Genomic DNA, 18,432 nt, shown 5'->3' on the forward strand with positions numbered 1-18,432 from the left:
TCGCGACCAGCACCGGTTGTTCGTGGCGAATCCGTGGCGGAGTTCGCAATCCTGGCGCATTGTCGCCGGTGAGTGCGTTGCGCACGTCGGGCTGCAAGTCCGTCGCGAACGCGTGCTGAGCCCTGGTCCACCGGCCCGGTTGGTGATGGGCGAGTCGTGGTGCGCGGATGCCCCTGTGGGGCGGGAGGATTGGACTTGCGACAGTTCGATCCGCACCGCACCGAGGGGTCATCCGACAGATGCAAGCATCGCATAAGGTTTCCGCGGTTTTCGACAACCCGAACCTGATGGGCTCGGCCGGGCTGGTCCCGGTGATGCGCTTGGCCGGGCGGGCCGGCCTGGGCGACCTGCTGAGCGAGCATGTGAGCGTGGACTGCCCGAACGCGGCGGCCAAGGCCGGGTGCGTGGTGGCCGGGATGCTCGCCGGCGCCGACTCCATCGACGACCTGGACGTGCTGCGCCACGGCGCGACCCGGCGGGTGTTCACCGGGGTCCGCGCCCCCTCCACGCTGGGCACGTTCCTGCGGTCGTTCACCTTCGGGCATGTGCGGCAGCTGGACGCGGTCGCCTCCCGAGTCCTGGCCCGGCTGGCCGCGGCGGTCCCGCGGCTGCTGGACGGGGCCACCGAGCCTGAGGGGATGGCGTTCATGGACATCGACGACACCATCCGGGAGGTCCACGGCTACGCCGAGCAGGGCGTCGCCTACGGCTACTCCGGCGTCAAAGGCGTCAATGCCCAGGTCGCCGCGTTGTCCACCCCGGTCTGCGCGCCGGTGCTGACCGGGACCCGGCTGCGTAAGGGCAACACCATCTGCGGTCACGGCGCCGACAAGCTGGCCGCCGAGTCCATCGCCGGCGCCCGCCGCGCCGGTGTCACCGCCCAGATCATGATCCGTACCGACTCCTGCTACTACCGCCAGGACCTGGTGGGCGCCGTCATCCGCGCCGGCGCATGGTTCTCGGTCACCGCCCGGATGGACCCCGCCGTCACCAAGGCCATCGCCGCCAGAGACGCCGACGCCTGGACCCCCATCAGCTACCCCGAGGCGGTGTGGGAGCCCGACCCCGACCACCCCAAGGGCGGGTGCTGGATCAGCGACGCCGAAGTCGCCCAGACCCCGTTCACCGCCTTCACCTCCCACCCTACCCGCCGGCAGGTCACCTGCCGGCTGGTCGTGCGCCGCGTCAAACGCCGGGGCCCCAAAGCCACCGAAGGGCAAGGGCAGCCGGAGCTGTTCACGACCTGGCGTCACCACGGGTTCATCACCAACTCCACCCTGTGCACCATCGACGCCGACCGCACCCACCGCGGCCCACGCCATCATCGAGCAGGTCATCGCCGAGATCAAGAACGGGCCCCTGCCACGCCCCGTCCGGGTCGTTCACCGCCAACGCCGCCTGGCTCGCCTTCGCCGCCCTCGCCGTCAACCTGCTGCGCGCCGCCGGCGTCGCCGCCTCCGCCCGGCACGCCACAGCCCGCTGGGCCACCTGCGCACCCACCTGATCGCCGTACCCGCCCGGGTCGCCACCTCCGCCCGACGCCTCACCCTGCACCTATCCCGCGACTGGCCCTGGACCAACGCCTGGGCCCCCTATGGGACACCGCTACCGCGACCACCTGAGACACATTCCACCCGACCCCGAGGAAACACCCCGTGGAAGAGCCGGACAGACCGGCGGGTCCCCCACGCCCAGAACCCGGACCCGAAGAATCCTGACGAGAAATCGTCAACCAAACCCCGCCGAATCACCGGGCGGTTGAGTCGGCCTGGGGCGCGGTGTCGGGATTGCTCCCGGTCCGTTTCCCCAGGCCGCTCGTCGAACCCGGAGTGCGACTTTCACCGCACCGGGCTCTCCACAGTTCACGCCGTGATGGCGTGGTCGTGCAGGGTCCAGGGGTTGGGAATCGTGTTGCCTCGGTAGCGATACCGGGTGACCGGCACCGATTCGAGGTTGAATAGCTCGATCCCGTCCACGGTGATCGGTTTCCACCGTCCATCGGGGGTGGTGAACCGTCGGCGGACGTCCTTCCACTTCCAGCGGTGCAGCGTGCGCAGCCACCGGACCACGCGCCACCACACGAAGTGGGATAGCGCGTGGAAGGTGTGCTTGGCCACCGCGTGCTTGAAGTAGTTGGACCAGCCGCGCATGATCTGGTTGAGCCTGATCAGCACAGACCTTGGATTCTGCTGCGAGGTCCTGTTCGTCAGCGCACGGATCTTCGCCTTCAACGACCGGATCGGCCGGCCGGCGATGAAGGTGTAGACGTGCCACTTGTTTCGACCCGTACTTGCGTCTCCACTGGATGCGGAAGCCGAGGAAGTCGAACCCCTCGCTCATGTGCACTACCTGGGTCTTGGTCTCCGAGAGCCGCAGACCCAAAGGCTGTAACACGTCCGCGATGTCTTCGCGCAGAGCCTCAACGTCGTCGCGGGTGCCATGCACAAGAACGACGAAGTCGTCCGCGTAGCGCACGACTCGCCAGTTCGCCTGGCCGCCTCGCCTTCGTCGGGCGCGGATGCTGGACGTGGCCATGTCACCGGTCGGCTTCCATCCACCGTGCAGGTGCTCATCGAGCACCGACAACGCGATGTTGGCCAGCAGCGGGGACAGGATGCCACCTTGCGGAGTGCCGGTGTGGGTGTCCTTGTTCTCGCCGAGTTCGGTGAGAACCCCGGCCTTGAGGAACGCCTTATGAGGTGCCCGGCGAGTCTTGGACAGTTGGCCCCAAAGATCTGATTTCTTTGGGTTGACTGGAAAGAGGAGCGAGTTGGTTTCGAAGAGGTATTCTCCGGAGTTCAAGGAGGCGTGTGTGAGGGAGGTGATTGATGAGTCGCGTCCGATTGGACGCCCGCGATCAGGGGTCACGGCGGCCATAACGCATCCAGTCGTAGGCCACTGTGGCCTTCCCGTACTGGGTAGCCCACCAACCCTGGGACCGCCTGGCCTTATTGCGGATGAGGAACTCACGAAGTCCTTCGACATCGTCTGTTAGGGACGGCAGCTTCATGGCGCAATTCAAGATACCTTCCACTCCTCTGTCCGCCTCCAGTTCGGCCAGCGTGAATAGCTTCGGCTCCGGCCTGAGCTTGCCGAACATCCCCGCGTACCTGTCCGCGCGCTTCTTAGCTGCCGCGTTCACCGTGACTTTGGGGGTCCATTTGCCGTCCTTCCAGAGGCCAGCGCCTACCAGGAACTTGAAGACCGGCAGGTAGGTAGTGATCGCGTGCTTGCCGAGTGCTTTGCCGACGACCAGGTCGCAGGGCACGTCGCGGTCGGGACTTTGGAGCACCTCGTCCATGAGATCCCACCGAGAGAGGCCGACAACGCCGACCGCAGTCATCTTGGCGCCGACGCCAAACACGACATCTAGGGTGTCGCCGTCGTCCTCGATGGGGGAAACAGCAACTAGACGTCCATCGGGGTCATTATTTTTCACCAGCTCGAAGACCTGCTCCTTCAGGACTCGGAGGATGCGGGCTGGCATCGCTCGGTCTCGGGCACCGAGCGCGGTGAACACTTCGGTGAAGTCCGGCACGGTGGCGCGGATGATGGGCACCGATACGCCGCTCACGTTCATAACCGTGGCAGCGATGTCCGGCAGCTCCACCGGATTCCACTCCACGAAGATGAGCCGATCCTGCAGTTTGGAGACGTTTTCCGGCCGAAGGCCAGTGATCAGCGACTCCAACAGCGCCTGGATGTTTTGGTCGCCGAGACTGTAGCCAAGGAAGACGACCGGGTGCTCTACGAAGATGGTGGCCAGTTTGGCCGCGAGATACGCGTTCCGGGCGTTGTAGTCCGCGTAATCTTCAGCGGTAAGAATGAGAGAATCAGGTCGGCGCTCCGACCCGTGGATGTAGTAGATCTCAGCTATTCCCTGTGTGTCTGAGAAGAGCAACTCGTCCTGTCCTACGAAGGGCCGGAATTCCGGGAATGCCTCCAGCAGGAGCCGATCGTAGTTCGTTGTGATGATGCCGTCGATCACGGCATCTTTGAGCAGTTCGAACTCAGCCTCGAGATCGGGCGGGATGGAGAAGTCGTCCATCGCTGTGCGTGTGTACTTCGCTACCTCATACTTTAGGGGCGAGTCTCGGGCCGTCACCGAGTCCTTCCAGTCCTTCACGGAATCCGCGAACACCGGGTCATTCCACCACTTGTCGTAAAAGGCATCCGCGATCATGGACGCGGCCTTCGGGTAGTCGTCGCCGGCGGCGCCACGGTAGTACTCGAAGGGCTGGCTCGTCATGTCGGCGAAATGACTGAGTAGGCCCTTCCAGTCGCCCAAACCAACATAGCGGCGCGAGAGTCCCGCGCCGACGAAGAGGTAGGGACCCGCTAACGAGTGCAGATGCTCGCGCAGGTAGTCCTCGACCTTTGCCATGGGCCCACCCTAGGGCCGTGCGCTGACAGTAGGCGGCAACTCCGCCAAGCCGACGGCGAGGAATCCGCGATACGCGGCGACGTTGAGTCTGGCTGCTCTGTACGGATAGGCCACGCACCGCCTAAGCAGATGCGTGGATCCTCCCATTGGCCCTCAGGGCAAGCCGACGGAGTTGCCAAACGAAAGGCTCGCAGAGCCGGCGGGGTTGTCGGTCGGGACGAGCAGCCCGGCCGCGACCATCTCCCGGACAGCCGCCATGGCCTGGCTTTCCTTGAATACTGTGTTGAATAGAGCGAAGCTGCGCAAGTCACGGATGACTGCCCTATTGTTGGGGAGCGTGCTGAGGTGGTCCATGATCAGGCGCTTGAGCGGCGCAGTGTTCGGTTCGAACTCGATCGCGAGGGCCTGCTGATCCGGGTCTCGGGGATCGCGGTACCCGATGCCGGCGACGTCGTCGACCTCCCACATGGCCTCCTTCATCTTGATCAAACCTTTGCGGTGGGTAGTCCCGAAGACTAGAAAGAGCGACTGCCCCCGCTTGTCGATAAGCTCGAAATCGAGGACGAACGGAAATCCGGCGGCCCTGATGCTATGACGGTAGCGCTGGAGCAGCCAGCGGTCCTTAGAGCCAGAAGGCTGTTCGGACACAGCACGCCACCGGTTGTTCCCGAACACTCTGTCGCCATGGGTGACCTCGTCTGCGATCGCGAATCGGGCGAAGTACTGGGGCTGCATGGTGATGATGACTTCGCTGCCAGGGTTGTCCGCGATCCGCTTGACGAGGTCAAATGAGACCGCACCGCCCCAAGTGTCGAGTACGGCGAGGATGGGGCGCTGCCAGGCGTTCTGGGCTGTGAGGACCCGCTCAAGGTCGGGCTCGCACTTGCCCTTCTCGATGGTGAGGTAGATACCGTGAGCGGCGAGGTCGCCGAGCGTGACAGGGGACGCAGCCTTGCCGAGTTCGCCGGGAAGCATGTCGATGCAGCGCTGGTCGTGGTCGATGAACACGAACCGCAGCCCGCCACGTTTCACCTTGGTGCGAATGTCTGGATCGTCGACGAGCGTTCGCATGGCAATGACTGGGGATCCCGGGGAGCCATCGAGATAGACCCCCGGCCCGGAGAAGCCTTCGGCGTAGGTAATGTTGGCTCCCCACCCGTTCACCATGATCGGCATCCATTTGCTCAGGTACTGGGCATACAGGGCGTGCTTCGCCTTGGTGTGCTCGTCGGCCTCCCACGGGACGGGATTCGTGCCGGACATCGAAGTGCACCTCCCTCGCACTGGACATCAAACCCCGCCGACGAACGGCGTGGTCTCACTCACATCGCACGAGTATGAAGCCTGTTGCGTGAGTTTTGCGCAGTTGACACTCAGAACGTGGCAAGGCCTGACGAGGTACCGTGCATGTTGCCGAAGTGGCCTGAGTGACACATGTTCGCGGTATGGTGAGCGGTCAAGCGGACTCGATGCGACCGGGACAGGAGGCGGTCATGGCGACTGGTACCGGAATCGAGTGGACCCAAGTCACCTGGAACCCGGTAACCGGCTGTGACCGCGTCGCTGCTGGATGCGACAACTGCTACGCCCTTGCGCTAGCCAGGCGTCTGAAGGCGATGGGCGCCGAGAAGTATCAGAACGACGGCGATCCCCGCACCTCCGGACCTGGTTTTGGCGTCACGATTCACCCCCGCGCCCTGCAACAGCCGTACGGCTGGCGGACACCACGGGTCGTATTCGTGAACTCAATGAGCGATCTGTTCCACGCTAAGGTGCCGCTCGACTTCATCCGCGAAGTTTTCGACGTTATGCGGGCGACCCCCCAGCACACCTACCAGGTGCTCACAAAGCGCGCTCACCGGATGGCACGGATCGCGGATAAGCTGGACTGGCCAGACAACGTGTGGATGGGCGTCTCGGTGGAGTCATTCGACGCCGTCGATCGCATCGACCACCTGCGTAGCGTTCCAGCTTCAACCAGGTTTCTGTCCTGCGAGCCACTCATCACGGCACTGCCAAATCTGAACCTCGACGACATCGACTGGGTGATCGCCGGCGGAGAGTCCGGGCCACGAGCTAGGCCGATGGATCCCGCATGGGTCGAAGACATTCGCGACCAGTGCGTCGAGGCAGACGTCGACTTCTTCTTCAAGCAGTGGGGCGGCCGCACCCCCAAGGCCAACGGACGCCAACTCGAGGGTCGGACTTGGGACGACATGCCCGCTCTCGCTACGGCCCGCTGAGGCGGACGAGTCACTCGCCTTGCCTTGGTTCGGAACGCGATTAACGTTCCATGGGGTAGAAGCCACTTCCCCCCGGCGCGGGCCCGATAGGGGACGGCATCACCTCGACCGCGCCCCAGCCGCGAATTACGCAGTCGTCGAGCACTATTCGGGAACCCTCGATCTGAGACAGGCAGGCTAGTACTACAGCCGTACTTCGGGTTCGTTGGTGTGGTGTCCTCTTCTGCGGTAGTGGGATTGGCGGGCGCGGGCTTGGTGTCGTCGGCGCCATCGGGACCAGGCCAGGACCGATTCGAGGGTGGGGACCGCCCTGAGCAGGAGCGCGGTGAACAGTCGGCGTAGCTCGTACAGGGTCAGGTCGATGAGCCCGTCTGGGGCGGGGTGAGTGGCGCGTTCGGTGGCGGTGACCACGGTCAGGAAGGCGTGGGCGAGCATGGCCAGGGTGGTCCAGCGGTGCCAGGAGTCCCAGCGGCGGACCTGGTGCTGGTCCAGTCCGAGGAGGGTCTTGGCCGCTTGGAAGGATTCCTCGATGCGCCACCGGTTCCCGGCGACCGTGATCAGGGTGGACAGCGGGACCGGGCGTGGGGTGTAGCAGCGGTGGTAGGCCAGCTCGCCGGTGTCGTCGTTGCGGCGGATCAGCAGGCTGTGCTGCCCGCCTTCTGGTTCATCGTCCTGCCCGGGGCGGGCGGGTCGATGTTCCGGCTCCAGCGGGATCCAGGCCCAGGAGTAGCGGCGGGGGGCCTTTGGCGCCGGCGCCGGCCGAGCGGTGCTGCCAGGCCTGCGGCGGCAGGGCCGCAGCGAGCCAGTCCACGCGTTGCCGGCCCGCGGCGCAGGGCACCTGCCGGTTGGCGGCAACCTGCATCACGTAGCCGAGCCCGGCGGCCCGGATCGTGGCCCGCAGCGTCGGATCGGCGCCGTACACCTCATCCCCGGCCACCCAGGCCGCCGGTGTCCCCGCCTGCACGGCGCGGGTGATCATCGCCGCGGCCAGCGCCGGCTTGGTCGCGAACTGCACCGTCGCCGGGACCGCGGCGGCGGCGCACCGGTCCCGGTCATCGGTCCAGGACTTGGGCAGGTACAGGGCCCGGTCGATGAACGCGTGCCCGGCCCGGGTGGCGTACGTCAGGTACACCGCGACCTGACAGTTCTCGATCCGGCCGGCGGTGCCGGTGTACTCCCCGCTGCACCCCGACCGTGGCGGTGCCCTTCTTCAGGTCCCCGGTCTCATCCAGCACCAGAATCGCCTCCGGATCGCCCAGGTGCTCGACCACATACCCGCGCAGGTCATCCCGCACCCCGTCGGCGTCCCACCGGGCCCGCCCCAGCAGATGCTGCAACCCGTGCGGGCTGTCCGCACCGGCCTGCTCCGCCAGCGTCCAGCAGTTCTTGCGGTCCAGCCCCGACAACAGCCCCCGCATCAACGCCGCCGCGTGCCGCACCGGCTCGAACCGGGCGAACCGCGGCCGGATCCGGTCGATCACCTCACCAAACGCCGCGTCCCAACCCTCAACGTCTACGCTGTCCCACGCGGCCACCGCCACGGTCTCTTTGTTCCACACAAACAAACGATGCCGACGCGGTGGCCGCACCTATCAACGCCGACACACCGACCACGACGAGTCCACACCCGACTCACAGATCCCGATCTACGGCTGTAGTACTAGGCCACTCTACGGCGAAGCTGACCCTTGACACCTACGGCCACCTCATGGGCACCGACGCCGACCGGGCCGCCATCGACAGGGTCGACCTGGCGCAGGGCGGACCCTCTGGGCACCTCACAGGCACCCGGGCCAAAGGGAAGTCCTCACCAAAGCACGCCAAGAAGACCAAGACAGGCCGCTGACCAGCAAAAACGCCAAGTGCCCCCGGGCAGACTCCGGCTCTCACTCCGTTCGAGCCTCCCCATCATCTGCCCGGGGGCACGACGCCTTGCTCCGCTGCGGCGACGTGCCCCCGGGCAGATTCGAACTGCCGACACCCGCTTTAGGAGAGCGGTGCTCTATCCCCTGAGCTACGGGGGCGGGGGCTGCGCCGAGGGCATATCCGACACCCACCGCCGACCAGCACGGATCATCATAGGTGGAGGACGGGGAGAAGGTCGCAGAGAAGCCCGAGGGCGCGCCGGGATCACCGCGCCGGCCCACGCACTGTGACGCGTCGGAAGGGACGCGGCGGGACCAGCCGGGCCGAGGGCCGCATCGGCGTCGTTGCGGTCAAACCTATTGCTTCGCCGGAGGGCGGCGCAGGTGGCGCAGGGCCGCGGTGAACGGGCCGACGCTGCCGTGCAGCTCCCAGGAGACGAGCGTGATGACCGCGAAAGCCGTTGGCGGCACGACGTTTCCGACACCATCGTGCATCGCGAGGTGCGATGCGGCAGCCCCGAGCATGTTGATGAGGATCCCCGCATACGCCCATTCCTTGATCCGCGGCAGCCCAGGGGCGAGAAGCGCGGCGACGGCGAGCAGCTTCGCGGTGCCGAGGACGTCGGCGAAGTACGGCGGATAGCCGAGACTGAGCATCGCCGGATAGAACGGCGCCTGACGGGTGAGATCGAGGATGCCGCCGGCCAGGGACTCCATGAGCACGATCGACGTCGTCGTGAGGTATGCGGCCCGCGCGGCGCGGGGGCGCCGAAGAGCATGGCTGGTGCCCCGAAGGACGGGAGGGGTATGCGTGGACCTGAGCTCTGCGTCGGAGGTCTGGTTGGACATCGTGAACCACCTCGGATCGAAACGTTCGCGTTTCGCTAACTATCGATACTGTACCGTATCGATATGCTCCAGGGAACCGCCTCCAGCAACGCCCCGGACCCCGTGGGCCGTGGTGTCCACGCGCGGCGCAGAATCCTGTCGGCGGCACTCGAGCTGCTCGCAGACGCCGGTATGCGAGGTTTCACGATGGAGGCGGTCGCCCGCCAGGCGGGTGCCAGCAAGGCGACGCTCTACCGGCACTGGCCGTCCGCGTCGGCGCTCCTCGTCGACGCCATGGACGCGCAGTTCCGACCCGCGCCGCAGCCGTCGACCGGAGACCTGCGAGCCGACCTCGTCGCGATCCTCGACGGCTTCGTCCGCGCTCTGACCGACACGCCCTTCCCGCGGCTGATGGCCGCGTTCATCGACGCGGCGGAGCGCTACCCCGAGCTCGCCGACCTGCATACCGAGCTCACCCGACGTCGACGGGCACCGGCGCTGCGGCTCCTCGCGGACGCGCAGGCGCGCGGCGAGATCACGCTGGACATCGATCCTGACGTCATCGTCGACCTGCTCGCCGCACCGTTCTTCTACCGACGGTTCGTCGCGCACCGGCCGATCCCGGCGGACCTGCCCGCGGTCGTCGTCGACCGGGTCCTCGCGACGATGCGCACACGGGACAAGACTCCGGACGACATCCCCAAGGATCTGCCGAGACCCCAGGAGAGGGCTCCGTCCGCAAGGACGGCGACGCGCAGGCAACGGGGCCGACACGACCGACAGGAGCGGGGCCGACAGTAGACAACGTCCTCCGGGACAAGACTATCGTCCTCCCGGGGTAGCTCTCGCAGACGACGAGCGATCGGGGGACGGCCGGCCACCCCGCATACCCCATCGTCGGACGCACCCGACGAGCGACGATCTCCGGCGTCCCACAGGGCGTTGCCGTCCGCGGTCCGGCGGGGGGAAGCGGTTAGCCTGCTGAGGTGAGTGACGAGCACCCCGGGACGACCGACGAGACGCCGACCGAGGCCTCCGCCGCCGTGCCGGAGGGCCCGGGCGCCGAGGCGCGGGAGAGCGAGCGAGGACGGGAGATCCCCCAGCCCGCCGACGGAGAGGGCGAACCCACCGAGCCGGACCCCGACCCCCGGGGCACCCGGGTGCGGAACGCCGTCCAGGCCTGGACCCGCCACCTCGTCGACCTCGGCGGCCGCAACACGCTCCTCTGGTACCGCGACCTGCCGACCGGAACCCTCGACCTCACGACCGCGCACCCCGGCGGGCTCGCCTCCCTCCTCGCCGGCAAGCCGACGAAGCTGAGCGGCCTCGTGAGGGAGCGGGCGGCCCTGGACGAGGCCCGCCGACGGGCACGGGCCATCGCCGCGAAGACGAAGGAGCTGCGCGAGGAGCGCGGCATCGCGACGGGGTTCATCGCCATCGGGATGGCCACCTGGATCGAGCGGAAGGCCACCCGCCGACCCGCGGCTCCGGTGCTGCTTCGCTCGTGCATTTTGCGGCCGACGAGCCCCGCCCAGGACGACTTCATCGTCGACCTCGGCCAGGAGGTCGAGCTCAACCCCGTCCTGCGCCACTACCTCACCGAGCAGCAGGGCATCGCCCTCGACGTGGACGCCCTGGAGGAGATGGCGACGGTGACGGGCGGCTTCGACCCGTACCCCGTCTACGCCACCCTCTCCACGCTGTGCGCGGGCCTCCCGGACTTCGAGGTCCACCCGCGTCTCGTCGTCGGCAACTTCTCGTATGCGAAGCTGCCGATGGTCGCCGATCTCGCCGAGCAGGGTGCCGACCTGGCCAACCACGACGTCGTCGCGGCGCTCGCCGGTGACCCTGACGCGCTCAAGGCCGTCCGCGACGAGCTGCCCGACGGGCCCACCCAGGACGCCGATCCCGAGCGCGAGCACCTCGTCCTCGACGCCGACTCCACCCAGGTGGCGGCGATCGAGGCCGTGCGGTCCGGCGCCCACCTCGTCATCAAGGGCCCGCCCGGCACGGGGAAGTCGCAGACCATCGTCAACCTCATCGCGACCCTCACCGGCGCGGGCAAGCGGGTCCTCTTCGTCGCGGAGAAGCGCGCCGCCATCGACGCGGTCGTCGACCGGCTCGACACGGCAGGGCTCGGCGGCCTCGTCCTCGACCTCTACGACGGCGCCGCGTCACGCCGGCGGACGGCCCAGCAGCTCGGTGCCGCGCTCGAGGCGGCCATCGAGACGGCGGGATCCGACGGCCGCGGCGGCCCGGACTCGGCAGCCACGCTGCGTGACCTGCGGGCCCGGAGGCAGACGCTCACCGAGCACGTCACGGCACTGCACGGCATACGAGAGCCGTGGGGAGTCAGTGCGTATGCGGCGCAGGAGGCGGTCTCGACCCTCACCCTCGCGGACCCGCCCCCGCGCTCGCGCGTCCGGCTGCGCGGCGACACGCTCCGGCGGCTCACGAGGGCCGACGTCGAGCAGCTGGCCCGCGACCTCACCCACGCCGGGACGCTCGGGGCGTGGGACAGCGAAGGAGTGGACGACCCGTGGTACCGCGCCCGGGTCACGACGCCCGACGAGGCGGCGACGGCCCGCGAGGTGACGGCGCGGCTGGCCGGCGGAAGCGTCGATGCGATGGGCCGGACGATGGACGAGGTCTTCGCCAAGGTCCGGCTGCCCGAGGCGTCGACCGTCGCCGACTGGGGCCAGACCCTCGGCGCCGTGAGTCGCGTGCGCGACACCCTCGAGGTGTTCCGGGCCGAGGTCTTCGACATCCCGCTCGAGGACCTCGTCGCCGCCACCGGGACGAGCCAGTACCGCCGGGAGCACGGCAGCGACCTCGGGTTCTTCGCCCGCCGCCGGTTCCGTCGGCAGGCCCGTGGCCTCTTGCGTCCCGGCGCCCCGCCGGCCGACCTGCACGCCGCCCTCCTCGAGGCCGGCGAGCAGCGCAATGTGTGGCGGTCGATGGCCGGCGGTGGGGGACGCCCGGAGATCCCGGCGGACCTCGACGCGGCGGAGTCGGCATACGAGAGCCTCACCGCCGACCTGCGCTGGCTCGGGGAGCACCTCGAGGAGACCGCCGCCGGCGGGGACCTCCTGCACACTGCGCTGCCGGAGCTGCGTGCCCGCCTCGCCGCGCTCGACGCCCGGCCGGAGCGTCTCGCGATCATCCCGACCGTCATCGGCACCCTCGACGAGATGCGGTCGGCGGGCCTGCAGCCCATCGTCGACGACTTCGCCGACCGCCACCTGCGGCCCGAGCACGTCGCCGCCGAGCTCGACCACATCTGGTGGACCTCGCTCATCGAGGAGCTCGCCCTCCGCGACCCCGCCTACGGCGCCCACTCCGGCGACGCGCTCCGCGGCGCCGAGGACGCATACGCCGTCGCCGACCGGCGGTACCTCTCGGAGACGGCGGCCCGCGTGCGCGCCGCCGTCTCCGACCGGGTCGAGCAGGTCCGCCGGGACGTCCCGCAGCAGGAGGCGCTCGTCCGCGCGGAGGCCTCCCGCGCCCGACGGCACCGCAGCCTGCGCGACCTGCTTCCCGTGGCCGGCGACCTCGTGACGGCCGTCAAGCCGTGCTGGGTCATGTCGCCGCTCGTCGTCGCCTCGACGCTGCCGCCGGGCCACTGGTTCGACGTCGTCATCTTCGACGAGGCGTCGCAGATCCCCCCGGCCGAGGCGATCTCCGCCATCTCCCGCGCCCGCCAGGTCGTCGTCGCCGGTGACGAGCGCCAGCTGCCGCCGACGACCTTCTTCACGGCGACGCCGGGTGACCTCGGGGACGTTCCCGACGACGGGTTCACCGAGGGGTTCGAGTCGATCCTCGACGTCCTCTCCGCCGCCCTCCCCACGCGGCAGCTGTCCTGGCACTACCGGTCCCAGGACGAGCGGCTCATCGCCTTCGCCAACGACGAGGTGTATGCCGGCAGCCTGGTCACCTTCCCGGGTGCCCCGTCCGAGGACGTGCTGCGGCTCGAGCTCGTCGACGGGCAGGGGGTCATCGCCGAGGGCGACGAGGCCGTCGAGACGACGACGGCCGAAGTGGACCGGGTCGTGGAGCTCGTCCTCGAGCACGCGCGGACCCGTCCTACCGAGTCGCTCGGCGTCATCGCCCTCGGCATCAAGCACGCCACTCGCCTCGAGGACGCGGTGCGGCGGGCCGTGGGCCGCGAACCCGGGGTCGAGCGCTTCTTCGCCGACGACCGGTCCGAGCCCTTCTTCGTCAAGAACCTCGAGCGCGTCCAGGGCGACGAGCGGGACGCCGTCATCCTCTCGATCGGCTACGGCAAGACTCCGCACGGGCGGGTCCTGCACCGGTTCGGCCCGCTCAACCTCGAGGGCGGCGAGCGGCGCCTCAACGTCGCCGTCACCCGGGCCCGCCGGCGGATGACCGTCGTCTCCTCGCTCGCCGCCGAGGACCTCGACCCCGCCCGGCTCAAGGCACGGGGTGCCCAGCTCCTCCGGGACTACCTCGCGTATGCCGCGACGGGCGGCCGTCCACCCGTCACCGAGGGCATCGGCGAGGACGTCGCCCCGGGCGCCGGCCACGACGGCGACTCGGGCACCGGGCACGACAGCGACTCGGGCGTCGGCGGGGATGCCACGGCGGGCCCCGGCGGAGGAGGCGCGCCGGACGGGCAGCCGGACGGCTCGTTCACTGCGGAGTCGCACGCGCCGGAGGCGCCCGCCACGCACGAGGCGGCATCCGTGCCGAGCCCGGGAGGGAGCGGACCAGCGACGGTCTCGGCGGACCACTCCGTCGTCGTCGGCGAGCTGGCCCGGCGCCTGCGCGCCGTGGGGCTCACCGTCCACGAGGACTACGGCAGCTCACGCCAGCGGATCGACCTCGTCGTCGACCCCCTCGACGAGGGCAGCCCGGCGCTGGCCGTGGAGGCGGACGGACCCTCGTACGCGGCGATGCGCAGCGTGCGGGACCGTGACCGCCTGCGTCCGGAGCACCTGACCCGCCTCGGCTGGACGCACGTCCGGGTCTGGACGACCGATCTCTTCCGCGACCCCGCGCGCGACGTGTCGCGGATCCTCAACGCCGCCCGCTTCACCGTCGACACGCCGACCCCGGACGCATCCCTCGCAGCCGATGCGCCGTCGGCTGCTCCTTCCGCTGACGCGCCCGAAGGGCCTGCCGAGCCAGGCGGCGACGCGACGGGCGGCTCTGAACCCGGCCGGCGGGCCGATGCACCGATCACCGAACAACCCGGAGGGACGGCCTCGTCGTGACCGGGCGAGACGAGGACTCTCCGAAGGCCCCGGCCGTCGAGCCCACCGGAGACCGTCGGGGCGCTGGCGCACCCGAGGGCGTGGACCCCGCCGGCGGGGCGGACGCGACGGGACGAGCGGCTCCTCCTCGCAGACGCCGGGTCCGTCGCCCACCGGACCAGACGAGTGACGACACCGATGCCGGGTGGGGCGAACGGCGCGACGAGGACGCCCACGACCGCTGGCTCCAGGAGCAGCGCCCACCCCACTGGGAGTAGGCCTCGACCGCCTCACGCGCGTGGGGGCAGCATGAGTGCGCGTCTCGGAAACCAGGGAGTGATTTGTCGCCGAACGCCGTATCGTGGTCCCGGTCCGAGACGACGGACAGCGACGTGTAGCTCATCAGCAGAGCACCGGGCTGCGGCCCCGGAGGGAGCAGGGGCAGCACCTGCCACGTCGGCCACGGACCATCGCAGGAGGGGAATTGGGGATGACATACGCCTACGCGCACGCCCAGCTCGCTCGTGCCCTCGCCACCGCGACCGAGCACGAGGACGCGGAGACCCGCAAGCGCGCCGACGTTCGCGTGCGCGACTGGGCGAGCGTGCTCGAAGGCATGGCTGAGGGTCGCATCGACGTCGGCTCTCGAGCGCCCGTCCGCGGCCTTCCCGCATGGGTGACCCTCGATGTCGCCCGTGGCGGATTCGCGACGGGCAGGGCCAGGGCGGGCGGGCCATTCGACGACGACGAGCTCGAGCGGCTCCAACGTCTGGGTCTGCCCCGCTCCCGTGAGGCGCTCTTCGCGTCCTACCTGACGGACGCCGGCATGGAGGAGCTGTGGCTCCTGTTGGAGAGCCGCAGTTACGAGGTGAGGCTGCCCGAGGACGGTGCGCTGCTCACGGTGGCGGCGCTCACCCGCCAGGGCCACCGTGCGTCCGCGTTGGATCTTCTGGCGACCCTGCGCCCCTACGCCGCGTCGCTGCGGTTCATGCCGCGCGCCGGTCGCCCGTCGACGATGCCTGCCGAGCACGTGTACCGCCGATCGGCCGCCGACGTGCAGGCGTCCCTGGAGAGGATCGCACCCAACAGTCGGGTCGAGACCCAACGCGAGGCCTTGTCGGTCTGGATTCCCTTGACCGACCGCTTCGTGGCGTTCTGGGCCGGTCGCTCGGCTGCTGACTTCGCGTGGGGGGCTGGGGCGACCGCGACGGCCGAGACGCTGCTCACGGCATATGACTCGGCGCTGCAGGACCACCCACGCTGCCGGAAGTACCGCCACCCGAAGGAGAATCTCGCTATCCTCGTCGCCGCGACGCGGGCCGCCCTCGTCGGCGAGCTCGATGAACGGTGGCGGGGCCGGGTCCGGCACGTCCTGGCCTGCGTGGAGGCCAAGCGGGGCGCGGTCGACGACGCTGCCACCGCCACCCTGCGGCGGACACAGGTAGAAGTCGCCGCGCTGCCCGCCCAGCGTCGCGTGGCGACGGTTGCTGCCGCTCGTCTCGCCACGATGCGGCCCGACGAGGGGGTCTTGGACATCGACCTCCTCCTGGCCCCTGTGACGCCGGACGAGGAGGCCGCCAGCGGTGTCCCGGCGCTGACGGCGATGCCCGGATCGGTCGGACGGAAGGTGCGTCTCGGGCTCTCGGCGCCGGCTGAGGAGCTGGTCGCGAAGGGTGTCGTTCCGTCCGCGGAGGTTTTGGCTGAGCTCGTGCCTGCGCTCACGGCACGACAGGTGTCAGCATCCGTCGACGACCCCGACCTGGGGCCCCTCATGGGAGCCACCTACGCCGCGTTCCGGCGCCGACGCACGCTCTTGCTGCTCAACCTCCGGAAGCAGGTCCAGTTCACGGAGCTGCCCTGGGTGGGCGCGGCGATGACGGTCGCGCGGGCCGTCGGACGCCCGGACGACCCCGCGAGGGTGGCACGACGAGTGGCTGCGCTGGCGATCGATTCCTTCCCGGGCACGATCCTGCCCAATCCGCTGATCAGCGAGCTGGCGACGCTGTATGCCACGGGGGGCGAAGACGTTCCCCTCACCGAGGAGCTGGCTGCCGACATCTTCATGGGCCGCTTCTCACCCAGGTTCACTCGCGCAGCGAGACTCGCCGCCGAGTTCCTGCGAGGGTCGCTCTACGAGCGGTACTACGACCTCGACGTCGCAGAGGTGCTGTCCATCCCGGAGCCGGAGCCGAAGCGGCGACGTCGAGGTCGCTGGATCTTTCGTGGCAGCGATGAGACGTTGCCGGTCACCTTCGCGGACCTGTGCTCGCGGGGTGTCCCCCAGGGGAATCGGTGGTCCGTGGTCCGCAACGGCATGATCATCGAGCGTCAGCAGGTCCTCACCACGCACAACCTCGCGGCCCTACTCGGGGTCGGTGGCGTGCAGCCGACCCGCTCCCCGGAGGACCTGGCGAAGGCCGCCGCGGGGTGTACCGCCCGACTCCTCGAACTGGCTCAGCGACAGGAGCGTCCGCTCGCAGCGATCAAGGACGCGGCCTACGCCTGGCGACAGGCGGTGTTCTTCCTGTCGCTGATTCCGGGTGATGCGTTGCCGTCACGTGTCGATGACCTGCGCGCTCTGCCGTCGGCGTCGCGGCGGCCGATGTCGGACGTCATCGACGGGCTGGCTTCGGTGGTTGCCGGCCGTGGACCGCGTGACGGCATGCGCCCGTTCCTGGGATGGAGCGTCGGACCTCACTGGGCGCTGTCGAGCCGGTCCGGACGCTAGAGCCGTCCACCCCATCGGATCGGCCTACGTGATCAGCGCGGTACTCAGACACCCCCACCACGACGAAGCTCCCGACCGCATCATCGACGGTCGGGAGCTTCGAGAAGACCGAACCAGGGTGGTTCAGGGAACCACCCTGGGTGACTCGGTGACGATGGTCAGCCGCGAGCCTTGAGGGCGTCGCGGATCTCCTTGAGCAGCTCGACCTGCACGTCGACCTCGGGCTCCTCCTCGGGCTTCTTCGTCAGCCGGTCCCGGGCCATCTCGTAGGGCTTGACGATGAAGAAGTAGACGACGAACGCGAGGATGAGGAAGGAGATGAGCGCGGTGATGAAGTTTCCGACGCTGATGCCTCCCGGCTTGTAGGAGGAGAAGTCAGGCGTGCCGCCCAACTTGCCGAGGATGTCCAGGATCATCTTGGTGAACGCGGTGACGACGGCCCCGAAGGCCGCCGCCATGATGAACGCGACGGCGAGCTCGATGAGGTTGCCGCGCATGATGAAGTCCTTGAAGCCCTTCACGGGGTGCTCCGATCTGTCGATGTCGTGGGCGGTCGGGACCCCGGACGCGGCACTGCGTCCCCGACCGGTACATGCGAGACGGCAGGGTACCCCTCACGGGGCCTGTCGGCCACTCGCCCCGCTCATCGCACCGCGAGGCTGACCTCGGCGGATGCGGGCGAGCCGGATCCCGCCACGGGGACGAGACGGCCCACGGACCCCTCGGGGACGGCGAGGACGACGGTCGTATGCCGCGCCTCGCCGAACGCCGACGCCTCCCCTCCCGGCAGGACGGCGAGGACGAGCGCAGCGCTCGCGGCGGGCTGCGCGTTGCCCACGACGTAGGCATCGACCCGCCGGCCCGGTCGGACGACGGACTCCAGGGTCGAGGTCGACACCTGGACGGCGACGGTCCCTGCCGGCAGACCGTCGAGGAGGCTCGGACCGACGAGCCGGCTCTCGGTGACGATCTCCCCCGCGCGGAGGGGGCCGGCCGCGACGCGACCTGCGAGCGCAGGCACGGTCAGGTCCGTCGAGTCCGGGACCAGGGAGGAGGCGTAGCGCCGCGTCTCGAGATCACCCGGGGCGAGGGTCGCGCCGGCCGGCACGTCGTGGGCGGCGACGACGACGGTGCGCGACGCGGGCGCGGGCGGCGCGAGGACTCGCACCGC

10 protein-coding genes, 2 tRNA genes and 3 pseudogenes are annotated in these 18,432 nt (G+C 69.1%); 6 read left to right on the forward strand and 9 right to left on the reverse strand.

The features are described 5' to 3' along the window. Positions 1–239: 239 nt before the first annotated feature. Positions 240–1,587: pseudogene (locus BN12_RS01755) on the forward strand (IS1380 family transposase); the annotation flags it as partial. Positions 1,588–1,862: 275 nt separating this feature from the next. Here BN12_RS01755 and BN12_RS25715 read toward each other — a convergent pair. The 4 genes and pseudogenes from BN12_RS25715 to tcmP all read right to left on the reverse strand — a co-directional run bounded on the left by BN12_RS25715 (position 1,863) and on the right by tcmP (position 5,647). Beyond that, positions 1,863–2,231 (reverse strand): group II intron maturase-specific domain-containing protein, encoded by a 369-nt coding sequence (locus BN12_RS25715; RefSeq protein ID WP_200901120.1) that lies wholly within the window; start codon positions 2,229–2,231, stop codon positions 1,863–1,865. 85 nt (positions 2,232–2,316) lie between these two features. Continuing rightward, positions 2,317–2,877, reverse strand: a pseudogene (locus tag BN12_RS26630) (reverse transcriptase/maturase family protein); the annotation flags it as partial. Then, positions 2,858–4,384 carry an SIR2 family protein gene (locus BN12_RS01765; RefSeq protein ID WP_048549774.1) on the reverse strand — a complete coding sequence of 509 codons (1,527 nt, stop codon included), beginning with the start codon at positions 4,382–4,384 and terminating at the stop codon, positions 2,858–2,860. The gene BN12_RS01765 and the pseudogene BN12_RS26630, both read right to left, overlap by 20 nt. A 153-nt stretch (positions 4,385–4,537) precedes the next feature. Then, positions 4,538–5,647: a three-Cys-motif partner protein TcmP gene (tcmP, locus tag BN12_RS01770; protein ID WP_048549775.1), complete on the reverse strand. Its 1,110-nt coding sequence runs from the start codon at positions 5,645–5,647 to the stop codon at positions 4,538–4,540. A 230-nt stretch (positions 5,648–5,877) separates the two neighbouring features. On the opposite strand from tcmP, the gene BN12_RS01775 reads away from it, so the two are divergent. After that, positions 5,878–6,627, forward strand: a complete 750-nt coding sequence (locus tag BN12_RS01775) for a DUF5131 family protein (RefSeq protein WP_048549776.1) — start codon at positions 5,878–5,880, stop codon at positions 6,625–6,627. Between the two features lie 414 nt (positions 6,628–7,041). On the opposite strand, the pseudogene BN12_RS01780 reads toward BN12_RS01775, so the two are convergent. The 3 genes and pseudogenes from BN12_RS01780 to BN12_RS23315 all read right to left on the reverse strand — a co-directional run. Beyond that, positions 7,042–8,162, reverse strand: a pseudogene (locus BN12_RS01780) (IS701 family transposase); the annotation flags it as partial. A 416-nt stretch (positions 8,163–8,578) separates the two neighbouring features. Further along, positions 8,579–8,651: transfer RNA gene (locus BN12_RS01785), tRNA-Arg, on the reverse strand. Between the two features lie 198 nt (positions 8,652–8,849). Continuing rightward, positions 8,850–9,341 carry a DoxX family protein gene (locus BN12_RS23315; RefSeq protein ID WP_053079923.1) on the reverse strand — a complete coding sequence of 164 codons (492 nt, stop codon included), beginning with the start codon at positions 9,339–9,341 and terminating at the stop codon, positions 8,850–8,852. A 63-nt stretch (positions 9,342–9,404) separates the two neighbouring features. Here BN12_RS23315 and BN12_RS01795 point away from each other — a divergent pair, with 63 nt between their 5' ends. The 4 genes from BN12_RS01795 to BN12_RS01810 all read left to right on the forward strand — a co-directional run bounded on the left by BN12_RS01795 (position 9,405) and on the right by BN12_RS01810 (position 17,261). Then, the gene (locus tag BN12_RS01795) at positions 9,405–10,121 is read left to right on the forward strand and encodes a TetR/AcrR family transcriptional regulator (RefSeq protein ID WP_048549777.1); all 717 of its coding nucleotides are present in this window, start codon (positions 9,405–9,407) and stop codon (positions 10,119–10,121) included. 185 nt (positions 10,122–10,306) lie between these two features. After that, the gene (locus BN12_RS01800; protein ID WP_235432270.1) at positions 10,307–14,554 is read left to right on the forward strand and encodes an AAA domain-containing protein; all 4,248 of its coding nucleotides are present in this window, start codon (positions 10,307–10,309) and stop codon (positions 14,552–14,554) included. Between the two features lie 367 nt (positions 14,555–14,921). Continuing rightward, positions 14,922–14,996: transfer RNA gene (locus tag BN12_RS01805), tRNA-Arg, on the forward strand. 27 nt (positions 14,997–15,023) lie between these two features. Next, the gene (locus BN12_RS01810) at positions 15,024–17,261 is read left to right on the forward strand and encodes a hypothetical protein (protein WP_048549778.1); all 2,238 of its coding nucleotides are present in this window, start codon (positions 15,024–15,026) and stop codon (positions 17,259–17,261) included. Between the two features lie 158 nt (positions 17,262–17,419). On the opposite strand, the gene mscL is transcribed toward BN12_RS01810, so the two are convergent. After that, complete coding sequence (gene mscL, locus BN12_RS01815) at positions 17,420–17,782, reverse strand: large conductance mechanosensitive channel protein MscL (RefSeq protein ID WP_048549779.1); 363 nt, start codon at positions 17,780–17,782, stop codon at positions 17,420–17,422. Positions 17,783–17,904: 122 nt separating this feature from the next. Further along, the coding region (locus tag BN12_RS01820) for an SAF domain-containing protein (RefSeq protein WP_048549780.1) at positions 17,905–18,432 on the reverse strand (528 nt) is incomplete at its 5' end.

The sequence above is a fragment of the Nostocoides japonicum T1-X7 genome (genome assembly GCF_001046855.1).
GTDB lineage: Bacteria > Actinomycetota > Actinomycetes > Actinomycetales > Dermatophilaceae > Nostocoides > Nostocoides japonicum.